21 protein-coding genes and 1 other annotated feature are annotated in these 18,695 nt (G+C 36.6%); of the genes, 10 read left to right on the top strand and 11 right to left on the bottom strand.

Features of this window, described 5'->3' with window-relative positions:
- Positions 1–47 precede the first annotated feature (47 nt).
- A complete protein-coding gene (locus tag ACQKIH_RS19365; protein ID WP_057987212.1) occupies positions 48–836 on the top strand; it encodes an HAD family hydrolase in 789 nt (262 codons plus the stop codon).
- A 140-nt stretch (positions 837–976) separates the two neighbouring features.
- On the top strand, positions 977–1,360 hold the full coding sequence (locus ACQKIH_RS19360) for a DNA polymerase III subunit delta (protein WP_427768313.1): 384 nt from the start codon (positions 977–979) through the stop codon (positions 1,358–1,360).
- A gap of 107 nt (positions 1,361–1,467) precedes the next feature.
- On the opposite strand, the gene ACQKIH_RS19355 is transcribed toward ACQKIH_RS19360, so the two are convergent.
- Both ACQKIH_RS19355 and serA read right to left on the bottom strand, forming a co-directional pair.
- Positions 1,468–2,730, bottom strand: coding sequence for a polysaccharide deacetylase family protein (locus tag ACQKIH_RS19355; protein ID WP_427768311.1), 1,263 nt, complete (start codon positions 2,728–2,730; stop codon positions 1,468–1,470).
- 179 nt (positions 2,731–2,909) lie between these two features.
- On the bottom strand, positions 2,910–4,532 hold the full coding sequence (gene serA / locus ACQKIH_RS19350) for a phosphoglycerate dehydrogenase (protein WP_057987217.1): 1,623 nt from the start codon (positions 4,530–4,532) through the stop codon (positions 2,910–2,912).
- A 166-nt stretch (positions 4,533–4,698) separates the two neighbouring features.
- Positions 4,699–4,945: a binding site (T-box leader), on the bottom strand.
- A 363-nt stretch (positions 4,946–5,308) separates the two neighbouring features.
- On the opposite strand from serA, the gene ACQKIH_RS19345 reads away from it, so the two are divergent.
- Positions 5,309–6,955 carry an FAD-binding dehydrogenase gene (locus ACQKIH_RS19345; RefSeq protein ID WP_427768309.1) on the top strand — a complete coding sequence of 549 codons (1,647 nt, stop codon included), beginning with the start codon at positions 5,309–5,311 and terminating at the stop codon, positions 6,953–6,955.
- A 60-nt stretch (positions 6,956–7,015) separates the two neighbouring features.
- Positions 7,016–7,798, top strand: coding sequence for an enoyl-CoA hydratase (locus ACQKIH_RS19340; protein WP_427768308.1), 783 nt, complete (start codon positions 7,016–7,018; stop codon positions 7,796–7,798).
- Positions 7,799–7,864: 66 nt separating this feature from the next.
- On the opposite strand, the gene ACQKIH_RS19335 is transcribed toward ACQKIH_RS19340, so the two are convergent.
- Entirely contained in the window at positions 7,865–8,050 is a 186-nt protein-coding gene (locus tag ACQKIH_RS19335; protein WP_057987223.1) for a YhzD family protein, read from the bottom strand.
- Between the two features lie 197 nt (positions 8,051–8,247).
- Here ACQKIH_RS19335 and yhaM point away from each other — a divergent pair, with 197 nt between their 5' ends.
- Positions 8,248–9,183: a 3'-5' exoribonuclease YhaM gene (gene yhaM, locus ACQKIH_RS19330; RefSeq protein WP_057987225.1), complete on the top strand. Its 936-nt coding sequence runs from the start codon at positions 8,248–8,250 to the stop codon at positions 9,181–9,183.
- 61 nt (positions 9,184–9,244) lie between these two features.
- On the opposite strand, the gene serC is transcribed toward yhaM, so the two are convergent.
- A complete protein-coding gene (serC, locus tag ACQKIH_RS19325) occupies positions 9,245–10,342 on the bottom strand; it encodes a 3-phosphoserine/phosphohydroxythreonine transaminase (RefSeq protein ID WP_427768307.1) in 1,098 nt (365 codons plus the stop codon).
- A gap of 320 nt (positions 10,343–10,662) precedes the next feature.
- On the opposite strand from serC, the gene ACQKIH_RS19320 reads away from it, so the two are divergent.
- A complete protein-coding gene (locus ACQKIH_RS19320; protein ID WP_427768306.1) occupies positions 10,663–11,439 on the top strand; it encodes a formate/nitrite transporter family protein in 777 nt (258 codons plus the stop codon).
- 114 nt (positions 11,440–11,553) lie between these two features.
- Positions 11,554–11,889, top strand: coding sequence for a zinc ribbon domain-containing protein YjdM (locus ACQKIH_RS19315; protein WP_057987230.1), 336 nt, complete (start codon positions 11,554–11,556; stop codon positions 11,887–11,889).
- Positions 11,890–11,951: 62 nt separating this feature from the next.
- Here ACQKIH_RS19315 and ACQKIH_RS19310 read toward each other — a convergent pair whose 3' ends face one another.
- Positions 11,952–12,800 carry a peptidylprolyl isomerase gene (locus tag ACQKIH_RS19310; RefSeq protein ID WP_427768305.1) on the bottom strand — a complete coding sequence of 283 codons (849 nt, stop codon included), beginning with the start codon at positions 12,798–12,800 and terminating at the stop codon, positions 11,952–11,954.
- Between the two features lie 143 nt (positions 12,801–12,943).
- Between ACQKIH_RS19310 and ACQKIH_RS19305 the strand changes: the two genes are divergently transcribed.
- A complete protein-coding gene (locus ACQKIH_RS19305; protein ID WP_083493702.1) occupies positions 12,944–13,042 on the top strand; it encodes a YjcZ family sporulation protein in 99 nt (32 codons plus the stop codon).
- A gap of 132 nt (positions 13,043–13,174) precedes the next feature.
- Here ACQKIH_RS19305 and ACQKIH_RS19300 read toward each other — a convergent pair whose 3' ends face one another.
- The 6 genes from ACQKIH_RS19300 to ACQKIH_RS19275 all read right to left on the bottom strand — a co-directional run bounded on the left by ACQKIH_RS19300 (position 13,175) and on the right by ACQKIH_RS19275 (position 16,563).
- On the bottom strand, positions 13,175–13,360 hold the full coding sequence (locus ACQKIH_RS19300; RefSeq protein ID WP_057987234.1) for a hypothetical protein: 186 nt from the start codon (positions 13,358–13,360) through the stop codon (positions 13,175–13,177).
- Positions 13,361–13,413: 53 nt separating this feature from the next.
- Positions 13,414–13,956 carry a DUF3267 domain-containing protein gene (locus ACQKIH_RS19295; protein WP_057987236.1) on the bottom strand — a complete coding sequence of 181 codons (543 nt, stop codon included), beginning with the start codon at positions 13,954–13,956 and terminating at the stop codon, positions 13,414–13,416.
- Positions 13,957–14,240: 284 nt separating this feature from the next.
- Positions 14,241–14,795: an HTH-type transcriptional regulator Hpr gene (locus ACQKIH_RS19290; RefSeq protein WP_201785005.1), complete on the bottom strand. Its 555-nt coding sequence runs from the start codon at positions 14,793–14,795 to the stop codon at positions 14,241–14,243.
- Between the two features lie 182 nt (positions 14,796–14,977).
- A complete protein-coding gene (locus ACQKIH_RS19285) occupies positions 14,978–15,349 on the bottom strand; it encodes a YtxH domain-containing protein (RefSeq protein WP_427768304.1) in 372 nt (123 codons plus the stop codon).
- A gap of 130 nt (positions 15,350–15,479) precedes the next feature.
- Entirely contained in the window at positions 15,480–16,013 is a 534-nt protein-coding gene (locus ACQKIH_RS19280; RefSeq protein WP_427768303.1) for a tryptophan transporter, read from the bottom strand.
- Between the two features lie 130 nt (positions 16,014–16,143).
- Positions 16,144–16,563, bottom strand: a complete 420-nt coding sequence (locus ACQKIH_RS19275) for an HIT family protein (RefSeq protein WP_427768302.1) — start codon at positions 16,561–16,563, stop codon at positions 16,144–16,146.
- Positions 16,564–16,668: 105 nt separating this feature from the next.
- On the opposite strand from ACQKIH_RS19275, the gene ACQKIH_RS19270 reads away from it, so the two are divergent.
- Positions 16,669–17,418: an ABC transporter ATP-binding protein gene (locus tag ACQKIH_RS19270; protein WP_057987246.1), complete on the top strand. Its 750-nt coding sequence runs from the start codon at positions 16,669–16,671 to the stop codon at positions 17,416–17,418.
- The gene (locus tag ACQKIH_RS19265; protein WP_427768301.1) at positions 17,402–18,580 is read left to right on the top strand and encodes an ABC transporter permease; all 1,179 of its coding nucleotides are present in this window, start codon (positions 17,402–17,404) and stop codon (positions 18,578–18,580) included. The genes ACQKIH_RS19270 and ACQKIH_RS19265 overlap by 17 nt, the downstream gene beginning before the upstream one ends.
- The last annotated feature ends 115 nt before the right edge of the window (positions 18,581–18,695 follow it).

Here is an 18,695-nt window from a genome sequence, read left to right as displayed (position 1 = left end):
ATGGTAAAATAAGTACTAGAAAATATTAATTTTAGGAGCTAGTAAAAATGACTATTAAAACGATAATTTTTGATTTAGATGATACGTTATTATGGGATCAAAAGTCTGTAAAAACAGCTTTTGAAAAAACATGCGACTATGCAAGTGAAGTACATAGCGTGGACCCTGTGAAGTTTGAAGAGGCAGTGCGTGTAGCAGCAAGAGCATTATATGAAGGTTACGAAACATTTGATTATACGGTATTAATTGGTATTAACCCATTTGAAGGTTTATGGGGAACTTTTGATGATCCGACACCACAATTTCAGCAGATGAAAGATATTGTTCCGCAATATCGAGCACAAGCTTGGACAAACGGACTCGCTGCTCTAGGTATTGATGATGCTGCATTTGGTATGGAGCTAGGGGAACGCTTTGTAGCAGAGCGTAAAAAAGCACCATTCTTTTATGAAGATACATTTGCTGTGTTGGATGCGTTAAAAGGGAAATATAAATTAGTGTTATTAACAAACGGTGCACCGAGCTTACAAAATTTAAAATTAGAAATTACGCCAGAAATAGTCCCATACTTTGACCATATTATTATTTCAGGTGATTTTGGTAAAGGTAAACCAGATGCATCAATTTTTGAATTTGTGATGGAAAAAGCGCAAGTAACAAAAGATGATGGAATTATGGTTGGCGATAATTTAATGACAGATATTTTAGGTTCTTCTCGTGTAGGTATGCGCAATGTTTGGATTAACCGTGAAAATAAATCACAAGATCCTCATGTGATTCCGACGTATGAAGTAACTTCACTAACAGAGTTATTAAAGCTTGTTGAACAGCTGTAATATTGAAGTAAAAGGAACGTATCAGCTCTATATGATACGTTCTTTTTTTGTTGGACCCACATAAATAGATTTAATATGGTGAATTTTCTAATTATTTATAGTATAATATTTATATTCTCTGAAAAAAGGAGTATGGAGCTATGGATAAAATTCAACTTTGTGTATGTGAAAATTGCGGGCGTTCAAATCAATCCGTAACCGTTAAAAATCATACAATTCATCAGCATGTAGCGCGACTTTGTCCGACATGTACGCATATTTTATCTTTACCAACAAATGAAGGGCGTTTCCTACAACTTGTCCGAACGAAAAATAAACAAACATCCAATACAGAAATGCAAAAAATACATCAAAAATTATCCATGTTTTTAGCAGTAGGCGGTCTGTTTGTAACAATAATCGCTGCCGCGGTAGTTACGCAAAGTATGGAGACGTATGCTTTTACTGACTTATACGTTAATGAATCTAAAGCGAATAGCTATTTATCATTCGCTTATATAAATGAAGAGTTTTCTGCTGAATAAAGATAAAACGCCATTTACTTGAGCATTAAAAAGTAAATGGCGTTTTAAATTATGTGGATTTGTAGCAAGTTGCCGTTATGAAAAGGGTGAAAAATTAAAGCAATCCATCACTTCTCCAATAATTCCGAAACAGTAACGAATTCATAGCCTTGCTGTGATAAGTATGCAAGCACAGAATCCAGTGAATCCGCAGTTGTTTGGTGAATATCATGCATTAAAACAATGCTATCCCTTTTGGCATTTGTTTTGACGATTTGTAATGTTTTGCTAGGGTCATGGTGCTTCCAATCGAGCGTATCAATTGACCACATAATATTCGGGACTTCTAGTAAGCCTGTAATCGTTTTATTATAAGCTCCATAAGGTGGGCGAAATACAGTCGTCGGTTGATCAATGGCTGCTTCTACTGCATTGTCTGTTAATTGAATTTGACTGTTTATTTGCTTCACAGTGAGCGCTGTTAATTTCTTATGTTCATAGGTATGGTTGCCAATTTCATGTCCGGCATCTGAAACTTTTTTGACGACACCTGGATACTTTTTAACATTTTTCCCGACAACAAAAAATGTCGCTTTAGCATCGTATTTATTTAATATTTGAATGATTTGCGGTGTGACTTTTGGATGAGGGCCATCATCAAAAGTTAAAGCAATTTGCTTCTTACCTAAGTTGTTGCTAGGTTTCGGATCTGTAGTGCTAGTATTTTTAGGAGCTTCTTTTAATCCAATAACGGGAACATAACCTGATACTGTTTGACTCGTTATAAATGCCCAGCCATTAAATATCGATAGCATCGTAACTTCAGTGCTTTTTGGTAAAGTACCAATCGTATCACTTGAAGAACTCGCTTTATAGTGAACGGTTAATCCGGTAGGTTCTTTCACGATCCTTTGTTTTTTTATTGGTGTTGTCAGTGCAATTGTAGTGACAAAACCAGATAAATCACCGATACGAACAAATGACCAGCCTGCTGCATCAGTCGTATAAACTTCTACGATATGATTCGAGGGTAAATTGCCAATAATTTCACCTTGAGCATCATTTATTAGTCTAACATTTGGTTCGAATTTAGCGCTTGTTAGCATGTATTGAACAGGAGCTGCTTGTAAAGAACCGCTCGGAACATAGCCGGTATAAAAGGTGGAGTTAATTTTAGCCCAACCGTTTGACTCAGATAGGACCGTAACCACACTATTTTTAGCTAATGTAATTACTTCTTGTTGTAAGCCTTCATCAAAGACAACAGTGTCAGAATTTGTCATTTTAATGGCACTTATTGATTCAGCTTGAGCTTGAGTAAATAGTTGAGGGAACGTAACGCATGCTGTGACAAGTACCGTCAACAGTAAAAACACTTGAAGCTTCTTCATAAACAACCCGCCCTTAAGTAATATAATACTAGTATACAATTCCTTTCAATAAACACAAATCAATAATCTGAAAACACTTAATAATAACAATATGTAAGGTGGAGGATCAGTATGAAACTGTTAGAATGAATAAAAAAATCACCATTTAACAAAAAGTCAAATGGTGAATTCTTATTTTATTAAAGTGTAATTGCTTTTACTTCATCGATATTTTCAAGTTGAGCAACATAAACTAAATCTTCTGTAGTTACAGCATTATCAACGACAAGCATCATAACAGCTGATCCACCTACGTGGTCACGGCCTACTTGCATTGTCGCGATATTAATTTCCTTTTCAGCTAATTTTGTAGCTACACGACCGATAGAACCAGGCTTATCTTGGTTTTTAATGTAAAGAAGGTTACCATTTGGAACAACGTCAACAACAAAACCTTCTACTTTAACAATACGTGCGCCAAGACCATTTAATAATGTACCAGCAACAGTATGCTTCTCTGTTTCTGTTACGATTTCAACTGTAATTAAGTTCGTGAAACCTTTCGCAGTTGTCGTTTTATGTTCATTAATTTTCATACCGATACGTTCAGCTAAATAACGAGCGTTTACATCATTTACATGTGTACCGTGGTTTGTAGATAATAAGCCTTTAATCGCGTTCGCAGTTAATGGACGAACATCAAAGTTAGCTACTTCACCAGCGTAAGAAATATTTAATTCTTTAATGCTTTCTTCTGTCACTTGGATTAGGAATTTACCTAATTTTTCAGCTAAAGCAAAGAATGGCTCTACTTGTGCAAGCTTTTCTTTTGGAATTGAAGGCATGTTTACTGGGTTTGTCACTGTACCTGTTTTAAAGAATTTAATAATATCGTTAGAAACGTCCACTGCAACTGACTCTTGTGCTTCAACAGTAGATGCGCCTAAGTGTGGTGTTGCAATAACTTGTGGCAATGTCAATAATTTATGATCAGTTGCTGGCTCTTGAATGAATACGTCAAGTGCAGCACCAGCTACTTTACCTTCAACGATTGCATCATATAAATCATCCTCGTTAATAATTCCACCACGTGCACAGTTAATAATGCGAACGCCATCTTTCATAATCGCAAAGCGCTCTTTGTTAATGATATTACGTGTTTCAGGTAGTAATGGTGTATGCACTGTAATGAATTCAGCAGCTGCACAAACTTCATCAACTGTTCCTTTTGTGATGCCAAGTTCTTTCGCGCGTTCTTCTGTTAGGAATGGGTCGTATGCAATAACGTTCATACGTTGGCCTTTCGCACGGTAAGCAACTTCAGCACCGATACGTCCCATACCGATTACACCAATTGTTTTATTTTTTAATTCCACACCTACATACGATTTACGATCCCATTTACCGTTTTTAAGTGTGTTAAATGCTTGTGGAATGAAACGAGCAAGTGATGTCATCATCGCAATTGTATGCTCTGCAGCAGAGTTTGTATTGCCGTCTGGCGCATTTACAACGATAATTCCGTGCTCAGTAGCAGCAGTTAAATCGATGTTATCAACACCAACACCTGCACGACCGATTAGCTTTAAATTTTTAGCTGCTTCGATAATTTCACGCGTAACTGTCGTTTGAGAACGAACAAGTAATACGTCCACATCTGCAATTTTAGAAATTAATTGTTCCGGCGTTAAACCTGTATCGATAATAATGTTTAAATCTAATTCAGTTTCTTGGCGAAGTGGGAAAATCCCATCCTCACTTAGTGGATCTGCGATAAATACATTAATTGTTTTCGTTGCTGTTTCTTTTAATTTTGTTACCATAATAAATTTCTCTCCCTTTAACTGTTTTAATTTTAGGCCTGCACGATGCAGGTCACGAAGGCGTTGTCACAAGACTGACGTTTTTAGCCTTTGTTCCTTTTGTTTAACTACCTTAGAGTGAAAGTTTTGCAAAATAAAAAAAGCCCTCCACCCCTTACATGTTACTGTAAGGGGCGAAAGGCTATCGTAAACATAGTATCGCGGTACCACCCTAATTCGTTGCCATAATAGTATAAAAAAATTATGTGCAACCTTATCTATATGCGTAACGGGCATGGGCCGGAATAACCTACTGAACTGTTCAGCTATTCTATTCAAGAGTGGAACATTGTCGTCGTATACACTGGTTCACACCACCCACCAGCTCTCTTTGCTATACGTAACGAAAAGTATGTCTCTATCACAATAGTTGTTCGTATTTAAATTTGATACTATCATAATACCGATTGTTCACCTTTGTCAACAGTGAATCACGAATTAATTAATGTAAAACCGTTTATTCAGCAGTAACATCCCTTTAAACCGAACTTTAATTTAGTTTTATACATAAAATGTTCGTGTTATTTTAATTTTAATGTAAGCGTTATCGTTGTTGATACATCAACATTTGATTGAATATACAGAAAGCTGTGTTTTGACTTTTTGAAATTTTATATTCGGTTTCGCTATTTTGTCATAATTTTCTTCTAATTTTATAAATATGCTAATTCATGAAGGGGAAATTAAAAATTGCACGAATGTGTATAACAATGCTTTCGGAAAAGGAGAGAGAACGGATGAAGTATGATGTCATAGTAGTTGGAGCAGGGTTGGCAGGATTGACAGCTACATGTCAACTCATTGATGCAGGTAAAAAGGTATTACTAGTCGATCAAGAGACGGAGAATTCCATTGGCGGACAAGCATTTTGGTCATTCGGTGGATTATTTTTAGTGGACTCACCTGAGCAACGGAGAATGGGCATTAAAGATAGCAAGGAGCTCGCGTGGCAAGATTGGATGGGTTCAGCAGGCTTTGACCGGCTAGAGGACGAGGATAGCTGGGCGTATAAATGGGCAAGAGCTTACGTAGATTTTGCTGCTGAAGAGAAATATGATTGGTTGAAATCGCAAGGCATCCAGTTTTTCCCGGTAGTTGGTTGGGCTGAGCGTGGCGGTGCTTTAGCAGGGGGACATGGGAATTCTGTTCCTCGTTTTCATATTGTTTGGGGAACGGGTCCAGCACTCGTTGAACCGTTTGCAGAGAAGGTATTGAAAGCTGCATCAAATGGGCGAGTGGACTATATGCCTCGGCATCAAGTAACGGAGCTGATCATCGATGGAAATGCCATTACAGGGGTGCGAGGAAATGTTTTAGAAACGAGCGTGATTCGACGTGGGGAAGAAAGCTCTCGTGAAGCGATTGGTGCATTTGAGTACTACGGGGATGCGGTCATTATTGCGAGTGGAGGCATTGGCGCAAATGTAGAGCTTGTAAAGAAAAACTGGCCTTCTCGATTAGGAAAACCACCTAAAACGATGATTTCGGGTGTCCCTGCGTATGTAGATGGACGTATGTTACAAATTGCAGAACAGGCTGGTGGACGCGTAGTAAACCGTGATCGAATGTGGCATTACACAGAAGGTTTACGCAACTGGGATCCAATTTGGAAAAACCATGGAATACGAATTTTACCTGGACCGTCTTCCATGTGGTTTGATGCAACAGGAAAACGCTTTTCTTCACCAAATTTTCCAGGGTTTGATACGTTAAGTACATTAGAGGCGATTCAAAAGACAGGCTATGACTATTCATGGTTCATTTTAACGGAGAAAATGATTGAAAAGGAATTTGCGCTATCGGGTTCAGAGCAAAATCCAGATTTAACGAATAAAAGCATTTATCAAATTTTAAAACGTATATTACCAGGGCCTCCAGCACCCGTTCAAGCGTTCAAGGATAATGGGGAAGATTTTGTCGTAGCACATGGCGTAAAGGACCTTGTAGAAGGAATGAATCGTTTAGTCGGGAATCAATTATTGGATTTTATGCATATTAAAGAGCAAATTTTAGCTCGTGATCGAGAAATTGAGAACAAATTTTCGAAAGATGCACAGGTGACGGCCATTCATGGTGCACGCAATTATTTGGGGGATAAATTAATTCGTGCAGCAAAGCCTCATAAAATGTTAGACCCAACAGCAGGACCGCTCATTGCTGTGCGATTAAATATTTTAACGAGAAAAACATTAGGTGGCTTGCAAACGGATTTGAATGGACAAGTATTAAATGACTATGGCAAGCCAATTCCAGGCTTATTTGCAGCAGGAGAAGTGAGTGGTTTTGGCGGTGGAGGAGTTCATGGTTATCGCTCATTAGAAGGAACTTTCGTAGGTGGCTGTTTATTTACAGGATTACAAGTTGGAAAATATTTGAGTAAATAAAGGATTTTTCAATTTCTGTGTCGAAATGAATGAGTATTCATAATAAAGGGGTGTATGTTAATGAGTTACGAAACAATTAAACTTGAAGTAGCAGATCGAAAAGCAACATTATCGTTAAATCGTCCACATGCAATGAATGCTATGGATTTTACAATGATGCGAGAACTAGCGGATTGTTTTGAATCGCTACATAGCGAAAAAGATGTACAAATCCTTGTTATTAAAGGGGAAGGCAAGGTCTTTTCGGCAGGCGGAGACGTAAAAATGATGGTGTCGTCAGAGGACTTTTCAGATTTTGGCTCGATTATGGGTACGATTACAAGACTTGTAAAAGCGTACTATACGTTACCGATGATTACGATTGCACAAATTCATGGTGCAGCGGCGGGGCTTGGTTTGAGCCTAGCTTTAGGGAGCGATATTATCGTAGCAGAGCAACCGAGTAAAATAGCGATGAACTTTATTGGCATTGGCTTAATTCCAGACGGAGCGGGTCATTTCTTTATGAAAGAACGTTTAGGTACGGTGCAAGCAAAGCAAATGATTTGGGAAGGCAAAGTGCATAATGGAGAAGAGGCACTTGCACTCGGTTTAATTGACCATAATGTGGCAGAGGGAATTGCAGCAGTTGCGGTTGATCAGCTCGTTGGTAAACTATTAGCATCACCGATTTTAGCGATGATTGAAACTAAGAAAGTTTTACATCAGGCGAATTTATCAGAGCTTGAGTTCATTTTACAAGGTGAAGCACAAGGACAGACAAAAATGCGTCAAACTGAGGATCATCTTGAAGGGATTAAAGCTTTTGTTGAAAAACGAACACCTATGTTTTTAGGGAAATAAAATCAAAAAAAAAGTATCTCGCTAAATAGACGAGATACTTTTATTTTACAGTTGTCTGTAATTCGTTTAAACGTGGAATAAAATTAACTTGCCTGTTGAATTAACTAAACGATGCGCCTTTTCAGAAATGCCATTATCGTCAATTTGTTTCTGTCCTTCAATTTTTGCAGTTTCATCGTTTGCAAAAGTCCATACTTCATCAAATAAAGTTTCTCCAGTTTTTTCAAATGCAGTAAAACGATAATTTTCCATGTAAACCACCCTTTTTAAGCAAGATAAGATTAATTATACACGAAATTATTAGATAATTCACGAAGTAATATACAAGATTTAGTAAATAAATAGAATTTAAGGCATGTTTATGTACGGAGTTGTAACCTTTTTTATCGTAAACTAAACATAAAGCATGTTACAATAAATAGTAATAGAGTATAAAGGAGTGATTGCTTGTGAATGGAATTACAAAACTCCAGCCTGGTGAACAAGTGGACCAATTTTTATTAATTAAAGAGGCAAAAAAAGGAGTCACGACTGTTGGAAAGCCATTTATGTCTCTTGTTTTGCAAGATCGCAGTGGAGATATCGAGGCCAAACTTTGGGATATAAATGAAGAGCATGAAAATTTATACCGCGCACAAATCATCGTAAAAGTAGGCGGAGAAATTCACGATTACCGTGGGAAAAATCAACTTAGAATTAAACAAATTCGTCCTGTACGAGAAGATGAAGGGGTTCAAATTAGTGATTTATTACCAACATCAGCTGTACCAAAAGAGGAATTATACGAGCAGTTAACACAATTCTTCTTCCAAATTCAAAACCCAAATATTTCACGTATTACACGTCATATTATGAAAAAGCATTACGACAGTTTAATCATTTTCCCTGCTGCAACTAAAAATCATCATGATTATGCATCAGGTTTACTTGATCATGTTGTTTCAATGCTAAAATTAAGTAGCGCAATTTGTGACCTATATCCAACATTGAATCGTGATTTATTATATGCGGGTGTCATTTTACATGATATTGGTAAAGTAATAGAGTTATCAGGACCTGTGGGCACTGCCTACACAGTGGAAGGAAACTTATTAGGGCATATTTCGATTATGGTCAATGAGATTGGACTTACGGCAACTGAGCTGAAAATTGAAGGTGAAGAAGTGATGTTACTTCAACATTTAGTGTTATCTCACCATGGTAAAGAAGAATGGGGTAGCCCGAAAAAGCCAATGATTCAAGAAGCGGAAATTTTACATTATATTGATAATATTGATGCGAAAATGAATATGCTAACGCGTGCACTTGATAAAGCGAAGCCAGGCGAATTTACAGAGCGTCTATTCCCATTAGATAACCGTTCGTTTTATAAGCCTACGATTTAATCGACAAGAGAAAAGGACATCCACGATTTTACTATGTGGATGTCCTTTTCATATTTGGTGATTATTGATTGTCCTGTTGGAATTTTACCATGAAGTCTGCTAATGCTTGGCAAGTTTCTACTGGTACAGAATTGTATGCAGATGCGCGGCAGCCGCCTACTGAACGGTGACCATTTAAGCCAACAAAACCTGCTTCTTTTGCTTCAGCTAAGAATTTTTTTTCTAAAGCTTCATCTGCTACGCGGAATGTAATGTTCATCAATGAACGAGAATCTTCCGTTGCATGACCATAATAGAAGCCATTTGACTGATCGATTGCATCGTAAATTAATTTTGCTTTTTCTTCATTGCGTTTTTCGATCGTATCTACGCCACCTTGTTCTTCAACCCATTTCAATACTTCACCAAGCATATAAATACCGAATGTTGGTGGTGTATTGTATAAAGAATTGTTTGCAACATGTGTATCGTATTTTAACATTGTTGGGATGTTCGGATTTGCTTTTTCTAGGAAGTCTTTACGGATGATCACAACAGTGACACCAGAAGGACCTAGATTTTTTTGAGCGCCCGCATAAATCATCGCGAAATTCGAAATGTCTACTTTTTTAGATAAAATATCAGAAGACATATCAGCGATTAATGGCACATCACCCGTTGTCGGGAATGTTTTCCACTGCGTACCGAAAATCGTGTTGTTTGAAGTTAAGTGAACATATGCTGCATTTTGCTCTACTTGGATTTCTTCAACTGTTGGAATGTTTTTATAGTTATTTGCTTTAGTACTTGCAGCTTCAACGGGTGTACCGAAAAATTTAGCTTCTTTAAAAGCTTTTTCTGACCAAGCACCTGTTTGAATATAACTTGCTTTTTGGTCTTGCGCTAGGAAGTTCATAGGAATCATCGTAAATTGAAGGCTTGCTCCACCTTGTAGGAATAGCACTTCATAGTTTTCTGGAATGTCATAAAGTTTGCGTAAGCGAGCAATTGCCTCGTTATGAACCGCTTCAAATGTAGCACTACGGTGGCTTAACTCCATTACAGACATACCTGTTTCTTTAAAATCAACAAGTTCCGCCTGTGCTTTTTGTAATACTTCAAGTGGTAATGCTGATGGACCTGCATTAAAGTTATATGCGCGATTTGATGTTACTGTCATTGGAAACACTCCTTGTGTAATTAATAAATACTACCTTGATATTATACTCTTTTCATGAATATGTGGGAAAATTCACGAAATTCTTTTTAGAAAGCACATAAAAGAGAATAATGAATGTTAAGTATACGAATTTCTGAACAAATATACAATAAAACGTTCGTGTTTTAATGAAAAACAATACGCTAAATTTTATAAATAATTCAAAAAATGGCGAAAAGGTGAATATTCATATATTTCACACTGGAAATGAGGTACATACATTCCATGATTATATTGTTATAATCTTGATGAATACATCGTAATAATGAGGTGGTCTACTAATGACTGAAACTTTCCACGCTATTGCAACGATAGCTGAGAAAAAAGCACAAACGGTTCGTACGTCAAAGTTCGGTTTTTTAATGCTCGCATTTTATGGGGGACTATTTATTGGATTTGGCATTATCACATTTATTGTCATTGGAGGATTGTTATCACCGACCAATGTACCGAGTATGAAAATTATTCAAGGGTTAGCATTTGGTGTAGCGCTTTGTATGGTGACGCTTAGTGGGGCGGATTTATTTACAGGAAATAATTTGGTTATGTCCATTGGAACGTTAGAAAAAAGGACAAGCGTATTAGATTTAATCAATGTATGGACATATAGTTATGTTGGCAATTTTATCGGTTCTATTATTTGTGCGTGGCTATTTTTTATGTCGGGTATGGCAATAGGGGAGACCGCCAATTTTGTTGAAAAAGTTACAACGGCAAAAATGTCAGCACCTGCGATGGAGCTGTTCTTTCGAGGAATTTTATGTAATGCCCTCGTTTGTGTAGCCGTATGGTGCACGTATCGCTTAAAAAGTGAAGCTGCTAAAATTATGATTATCTTTTGCTGTATTTTCCCGTTTATTATGTCGGGCTTTGAACATAGCATCGCCAATATGACTTTGTTTTCATTAGCGTTTATGATCCCACATGGGGAGGCAATTACCTTTAGCGGTGCGCTGCATAATTTAGTGCCGGTTACTGCGGGGAATATTGTCGGAGGTGCGGTTGTTTTAGGATTAGGGTTATGGCTAACGGAGCAAGGGAAGCGTAATGTAGATTAAAAATGGCTCAATTATACTAAGTTTTGAGCGAAAAAGGTACATTAAGAAGCATCGACTTGTTATTGCTTTGTAAGTATGACAGTATAGAGGAAATATTGACTGGAGGTTAGGATTATGGAGAAACTACCAAGTTGCCCGAGTTGTGGCTCAGAATATACGTATGAAGATGGACAAATGTTCGTTTGTCCTGAATGTGCACATGAATGGTCACAAACGGAAGAAGCTGTTGAAGAAGGGCTAGTCGTTCGTGATGCTAATGGGAATTTATTAGTAGATGGTGATAACGTAACGGTTATTAAAGATTTAAAAGTAAAAGGTAGTTCATCTACGCTAAAAATTGGCACACGTGTAAAGGGAATTCGCTTAGTTGAAGGCGATCATAACATAGATTGTAAAATTGATGGTTTCGGTGCGATGAAGTTAAAATCGGAATTCGTTAAGAAGAACTAAAAAAGAATAAAAGACAGCCATGGTTTTTTTATTGACCAAAGGCTGTCTTTTTTTATGACTAATTATTTTGTTTCAATGCCAGAAAATGCATTTTTTAAGTCCGCGTCGTTCACTTTAATTTCCGCTTCTTTAAGTAATTGTGCTACTTTTGTATCCCAGTCGCCTTTAGAAGCTGCAATTGATTCACGGATTTCTTCTTTTTTATCTTCTAAAGTTCCGAAATCTTTCACATCGCGCTTCTCTGTTACTTGGATAATGTGGAAGCCGTTAACCGTTTGAACGGGCTCACTAATTTTATTTACTTCAAGTGCATATGCAGCGTCATTGAATTCAGGAACCATCATTCCAACTGTAAACCAGCCTAAATCGCCGCCTTTTTCAGCTGAACCTGGATCTTTTGAGTATTCTTTTGCTACTGCAGCAAAATCTTCACCCGCGTTAATTTTTTTAGCAACTTCTTTTGCTGTTGCTTCATCTTCAACTAAAATATGACGAGCATTTAATTCTTGTTTAGCTTGGTCATAATAAGCTTGAATTTCTTTATCTGTTACTTCAACATCCGCTATTGCCTTTTTTTGTAAAAGACTGAAGCGGATATTTGTTTTTAAGCCTTCCTCAGTTAAGTTAGCTTGTGCTAAAGCTGCTTCTAAGCCTTCGCCAAGTTGTTCTTTAACAGTTTTGAACTCTTCTTCAATTTCTTCTTTAGTTACTTTATATTTATCATTTAAAATTTTCTCAATTACTACTTGTTGTAATAATTGATCACCAGCGATTTCTTTAATTTGATTGTAAAAGTCTTCTTGAGTAATGTCGCCAACATTTGTTGAGACAACTACCTCATCGCCAGGATTACTACAAGCTGCTAAACCGATTGAAGCAGCTAATGTTAATGCAAAAAGTGATTTTTTCATTTTTTCTTACGCTCCTAACTTTCTATGAATGCATTAGTTACTATAACATAAACGATTAAAAAACAAAATGGTTCCATACAAGTAATAGCCTAAGTTTTACCAAGCAATGTGCATACGATAGATGATAGATAGGGGGTGACGTGATGGGTGGCGGAGGCTATAATGGTTCAGGTTCAGGCTTTGCACTATTAGTCGTATTGTTCATTTTATTGATTATCGTAGGTGCAGCGTTTATTTACTAATTAAAAATGGATTGACATAGTAAATGATGGTTCTACAATTTAAAAAAATTGAGGAATAACCATTTTAATTGACATTGGTAAATGAGAGATGCAAAAAAGGTGCTCACTATAGCGTGTGCACCTTTTTTATTATTATACGGCCATTAAAACTTCTACATATAGACAAATCAATAAAATCGTAATGAGTACATTGATCGTACGGAATATTTTCGGCTGCTTTTCTTCAGGAATATCTTTTTGAATACAAAGAGCAGCTGTCATCCGATTAATTTGGAATAAGTATAAAATCGAAAATAGAATGACAATTAGTAATAGCAAATTTACTCCTCCCCCTTACAACCTTAAATTTAAAGATGTGTATGAATTCCCCTTTATAAATTTAAGGGGACAAGAATTTCATAGCCTCTAGGTGTTTCCTCGATTATAGCATTCTTTGGCGCGGACATTAAATGTTTAACATATAAAATATCCATTAAACAAATGCTACAATGAAAAGCCAATAAAAAACTAAAATAATGGGCGTATTGCGGAACGTACAAGCCGCCAATTATAAGAGCAGTGTTAATTAACATAAACGGTGTGAGCAATGTAAATAAATACATTTTTTTAGAAATACTCTGTTGCAACTGCATATGAATAATCGGAATGAAAATGTATCGTATTTTAAAGTGAAAAACAACCGATTTTCGGTATTTAAATAAAGCGAAATAATGAAGTGCTTTATGAATTGGGTAAATAAAAGGAATGGCTATTATAAGCAACCATAAATAATGCGCTTCATGACGCGCGATAAATTGAAAGCTCAATGCAATATAAGAAAAGCAAAATACTAAAACAAAAACAATGCAAGCTAATAAATAGAGCCTTGTAGTACCATAATCACGTTCAATATTAATTGTTTTCCAACAGTGCACGAGTATCCTCCTAAGTGTATTGCATAATGAAATGTATGAAAAGTAAATCGTATGTGTATGTTTTTCTATCATACTACATAAATTAGAGACAGTCGTACAAATATATCTTTATGCAAAAAAAAGAGTGTATCTAGACACTCTTTTTTAATATTTAATCAATTATGCTTCGGCATAATTGCGTCCGGAATCGGCTTTGTGCTGGCACAAAAAAAGCCTTTCCGATTCCGTGACATCCGCCGGGGGCAACTTCTTTCAGCGACTGTTTGGACGGTCGCTGAAAGAAGTTAGATTGGAGTAGTATGTTTTGCTTCTTTAAAGGTATCTTTAAAATCTTGGAAGGATCGTTCGAAAATTTCGATAAAATCCTCGCCGTAAATATTACGGATAACCGCCATGACATCTAAAAACTCAGGAAATCTTCCGTAAAGTTCTTTTAATGGTAGAGAGCCTTCTAGAATTGAATGCTCCGTATCATGGTAATGTTCATACATTCGTAAAATCAACTCAGAGCCTTGTGGTGTAAGTTCTACGTAAGTATTGCGCTTATCATCATCACGTTTTGAAAACGTTAATAAACCACGCTCTTCTAATTTTTTTGAAAAGTTGAAAGCAGTCGATACATGCATGACACCGAATTTTGCAACATCAGAAATGGAAGCACCTTTTAAATGATACGAAATCCATAAAATATGATGTTCATTAATATTTAAATCATATGGCTTAATCCATGTTTGCCAATCTTTTTCAACAGCTTTCCAAAGAGCTTTAGATAACTGTGCAATTCGTTGGCTAAATAACATAGCCTCTTTCTGTGTGTATAATTCATCAGACAAAGCAATCACCTTCTTCTTCCCATTGTATGTTTTGAAAATATTATAGCAATAAAAGAATAAAGTTTAAAGTTAGAAAAATTAAATAATTGGTAATTGACTGATAAATAATAAAAAAAGATATTTTAGGGACTTAATTTCCGATAAAAGTAAAATACTGAGTTACTTTTTACCTATCACTTTCAATCGCTTTACTGTTCTTCATTTCTAGCTGAAGGGATATTTTTCTCGATTTCACTAATAGAATTCTGTAACTTCTCAATTTCTTGTTTTAATGTTAACGCTTCTGGTTCAATTTCTTGTTTAAACTGAGACAAGCTTACCTTTAAGTCATTTATTATACTAGGCATGTTATTTTGTGCTACTGAAGAGAGTGCAGATATCGATTGTTTCACATTGCCGATTTCAGAAGTCAAATCTGTCAGTTTTGATTTGGCGCTTGCTAAATTTGTTGTGATATTTTGGCGAAGCTGCGTACCAGATTGGGGAGTAGATAACAAAATCGCAGCTGCACCTCCTACTAATCCAGCAGATAAGCCAATTAAAAATGTTTTTGTCTTCATTTCGTCTCGTCCTTTCCTAAAAAATATGTACATGAAGTCTTTTCCATAATCTACTTATATTAAACCATGAAATGAACAAATGAAAAAGAAGCTACGTAGCTATTAATTGATAGCTACGTAGCTTCGATGATTATGCTTGTGACAAAGAAGTTTGAAAGTTTGAACGCTTTACTAACTTTTGGATGATCGGATAAATGATGATAAACGCCACAGCATTGAATGCAACTGCAGGTAATACAACACTTGATAATAAAATCAAGAAAGGTGCACCTACATCTGTCCCCATTGCAAATAATGCAACAGATAAGAAAATAATACCTGAAATTAACGTACCAATTGCGACTGAAATCGTTGTTACGACCATATTTGCAGTTAGCTTTTTAAGCGCTAATACAATGGCTAAAAATACAAATGCAGTGATAAACTTATCAATAACATTTGGCAGGAATCCGGCAGGGAAAGTAGTAAATAATCCTGATAGAACACCAGAAGTTAATCCTAATAGGAAAGTTTCCTTAAAAGTCGGGAAAAGTAAAATCCCAATAAACATCATAGTTAAAATGAAATCTGGTTTCATTCCTTGTACGATACCTGGGATCACAATATATAGTGCTGTCCCAATTCCAATTAAAAGCGCCATTAAAACTAAATTTTTTGTATTCATCTGTCTCGTCTCCTCTAACTTTTCTAAGCTAATTTGGTTCTCCTAATGTGCACTCATTGCCATTAGCGAAAACTTATTCATGATTGTAATCAAAAACTAGGAAAATTGCAATCTTAATAAATTAGCAATTTTATAAACTCGCTTTAATTTGCCCTGCAATTTCTGTTAAAATTTCAGTAGGGAATTCGTCTTGTCTACTATTCCAAGCTACTTGTAAACCATCTTTTTCATCATAACGAGGAATAAGATGCAAATGGTAATGGAATACGGTTTGTCCAGCTGCAGCACCATTGTTATTAACAGTATTCATGCCTACCGGATTAAACGCTGTTTTAATCGCATTGGCCACTTTTGGTGCCGCTGCATATAAATTACGTGCCACATCTTCCGGCATTTCAAATAAATCTCTGCAATGCGTTTTAGGGATTAATAATGTGTGACCTTTCGTTAATGGCATAATATCCATAAACGCAAATACATGCTCATCTTCATACACTTTTAAGCTTGGAATTTGACCGTCAATAATTTTACAAAATAGGCAATCACTCATCATGCTCGACTCCTTTTAAGAAAGATTTTCTCTATTTTACCATATGTGAACTGAATATTTGTGGCTTTTTTGATAAACTAGATTATATAAAGAGGAGTGACGACTGTGACAATTTTACACGTACAAAATGTAACAGGTGGCTATACGCGAAAGCCTGTAATTCAAGATTTATCTTTTGAAATGAATAAAGGGGAATTGGTTGGATTAATCGGGTTAAACGGAGCGGGGAAAAGTACGACGATTAAACATATTATCGGAACATTATTGCCGCGAGCAGGCGAAATTCGCTTAAACGGTGTGACGCTTAAGGAAAATATGGATCAGTACCGCACAAGTTTTACGTATATTCCTGAAACGCCCGTATTGTATGAGGAGTTAACTTTAAAAGAACACTTGGAATTGACGGCAATGGCTTACGGTTTAGATGAAAAGACGTTAGCAGAACGTTCTGAGGTGCTGCTGAAAGAGTTTCGCATGGAAAAACGTTTAAATTGGTTCCCATCGCATTTTTCAAAAGGAATGCGTCAAAAAGTGATGATTATGTGTGCGTTTTTAGTCAATCCGAGCCTATATATTATTGACGAACCATTTGTCGGACTTGATCCGCTTGGTATTCAATCATTGTTGGATCAAATGGATGCAAAAAAACGTGCAGGGGCTGCTATTTTAATGTCGACGCATATTTTATCGACAGCCGAAAAGCATTGTGACCGCATTATTTTACTTCATGAGGGGCGTGTTCGTGCACAAGGAACGATGGACGATTTACGTAAAGCATTCCAAATGCCTGCTGCAACCCTTGATGACTTATATATTGCGATGACGAAGGAGCAGGACAATGAACAGCATGCATAGTGTTTGGGCGAAGCGGTTTGAGCATTATATAGGCGAAATCATGAAGTATATGCGTTTCGTATTTACGGGGCATATTGCGATTGTTTTTGTCTTTATTATTGGCGCGGGAGGCTATCAATATAGCGAATGGCTAAAAGTAGTGCAAAATGATTTCCCTGCGGAGTGGTTGGTAGCAATACTTGTCGGTTGTTTACTTACGCTTAGCCGCCCGACAACATTATTAAAAGAACCAGACCAAGTGTATTTATTACCACTTGAATCACAAATGCCGCAGTATTTTAAAAAGGCAAAAAATTGGACGTTTTGGTCACAATTATTAGTGCCAGCCGTTGTGTATATCGTAATGATTCCATTATTAAAAGAAGTTACGGAACTTACTACGAAGCAAATTTGGCTAGGTGTATTATTTGTTGCCATATTGAAGTTTATAAATGTGCGAAGTGAATTTGCATTTCGTTATGTGAACCGTGGACAGGCTATTTTGATGGACCGATTTGTTCGTGCTATTGTCTCCATTTTAGCAATCCAAACTGTATTAACAGATGGTGTTTTTGCCATTGTATTTTTAATAATGCTTGTATATTATGTCGTGACATTGCACAAAAAGATGAAAAATCAACCTGTACCTTATGAACATTTTATTAATCTAGAGCAAAATAGGATGCTGAGTTTTTATCGTTTTGCGAATTACTTTACGGAAGTACCGCACTTAAAAGGTTCTATTAAACGCAGAGCATGGCTAGATATCGCCTATAAATGGATTCCGTATAAAAAGGAAAACACGCAGGCATATCTTGTGTTCCGTACATTTATTCGAACGGATGACCATTTTTATTTATGGCTTCGTTTGACTGCTATTTCAGCGGTTATTGCGATGTTTGTCAACATTCCATTTGTCACGTGGATTGTCGCTGGGGCGTTAGCATTTGCGACGACTTTGCAATTGAAGTATGCGCTGTTATCAGCAGGGGAATTCCGTATGGATATGCTGTATCCAATCCCGAGGGAAACGCGAAAGCAAGCGGTTACGAATTTAGTACGATTACTTGCGATGAAACAGGCAATTATTGTGACGATTTGTGCAATCATGCAGCCACAATTTTTTATTATCCCAGTTGTTATTGTATTAGTAAGCGAACTGACAATCAGATTATCAAAATAAAAGAAGGGCTGTTAGCGAAAGGGACTGACCCCCGTATATAAGACAGAGGTCAAAAAAGTATTTATCCAACCAGTTGTCGGTATTGAACCGGCGACTGGTTGTTTAATTTCGCTTG

Source organism: Solibacillus cecembensis (genome assembly GCF_050272495.1).
GTDB classification, from domain to species: Bacteria; Bacillota; Bacilli; order Bacillales_A; family Planococcaceae; genus Solibacillus; species Solibacillus cecembensis.
Note: the sequence above shows the minus strand (reverse complement) of the source record. Positions and strands in the feature narration are given on the sequence as shown.

What these genes read in the sequence shown, in the direction of transcription:
- ACQKIH_RS19365 (WP_057987212.1), top strand. Translation starts at nt 48, where the DNA reads ATGACTATTAAAACGATAATTTTTGATTTAGATGATACGTTATTATGG.
- ACQKIH_RS19360 (WP_427768313.1), top strand. Translation starts at nt 977, where the DNA reads ATGGATAAAATTCAACTTTGTGTATGTGAAAATTGCGGGCGTTCAAAT.
- ACQKIH_RS19355 (WP_427768311.1), bottom strand. Translation starts at nt 2,730, where the DNA reads ATGAAGAAGCTTCAAGTGTTTTTACTGTTGACGGTACTTGTCACAGCA.
- serA (WP_057987217.1), bottom strand. Translation starts at nt 4,532, where the DNA reads ATGGTAACAAAATTAAAAGAAACAGCAACGAAAACAATTAATGTATTT.
- ACQKIH_RS19345 (WP_427768309.1), top strand. Translation starts at nt 5,309, where the DNA reads ATGAAGTATGATGTCATAGTAGTTGGAGCAGGGTTGGCAGGATTGACA.
- ACQKIH_RS19340 (WP_427768308.1), top strand. Translation starts at nt 7,016, where the DNA reads ATGAGTTACGAAACAATTAAACTTGAAGTAGCAGATCGAAAAGCAACA.
- ACQKIH_RS19335 (WP_057987223.1), bottom strand. Translation starts at nt 8,050, where the DNA reads ATGGAAAATTATCGTTTTACTGCATTTGAAAAAACTGGAGAAACTTTA.
- serC (WP_427768307.1), bottom strand. Translation starts at nt 10,342, where the DNA reads ATGACAGTAACATCAAATCGCGCATATAACTTTAATGCAGGTCCATCA.
- ACQKIH_RS19320 (WP_427768306.1), top strand. Translation starts at nt 10,663, where the DNA reads ATGACTGAAACTTTCCACGCTATTGCAACGATAGCTGAGAAAAAAGCA.
- ACQKIH_RS19315 (WP_057987230.1), top strand. Translation starts at nt 11,554, where the DNA reads ATGGAGAAACTACCAAGTTGCCCGAGTTGTGGCTCAGAATATACGTAT.
- ACQKIH_RS19310 (WP_427768305.1), bottom strand. Translation starts at nt 12,800, where the DNA reads ATGAAAAAATCACTTTTTGCATTAACATTAGCTGCTTCAATCGGTTTA.
- ACQKIH_RS19305 (WP_083493702.1), top strand. Translation starts at nt 12,944, where the DNA reads ATGGGTGGCGGAGGCTATAATGGTTCAGGTTCAGGCTTTGCACTATTA.
- ACQKIH_RS19285 (WP_427768304.1), bottom strand. Translation starts at nt 15,349, where the DNA reads ATGAAGACAAAAACATTTTTAATTGGCTTATCTGCTGGATTAGTAGGA.
- ACQKIH_RS19280 (WP_427768303.1), bottom strand. Translation starts at nt 16,013, where the DNA reads ATGAATACAAAAAATTTAGTTTTAATGGCGCTTTTAATTGGAATTGGG.
- ACQKIH_RS19275 (WP_427768302.1), bottom strand. Translation starts at nt 16,563, where the DNA reads ATGAGTGATTGCCTATTTTGTAAAATTATTGACGGTCAAATTCCAAGC.
- ACQKIH_RS19265 (WP_427768301.1), top strand. Translation starts at nt 17,402, where the DNA reads ATGAACAGCATGCATAGTGTTTGGGCGAAGCGGTTTGAGCATTATATA.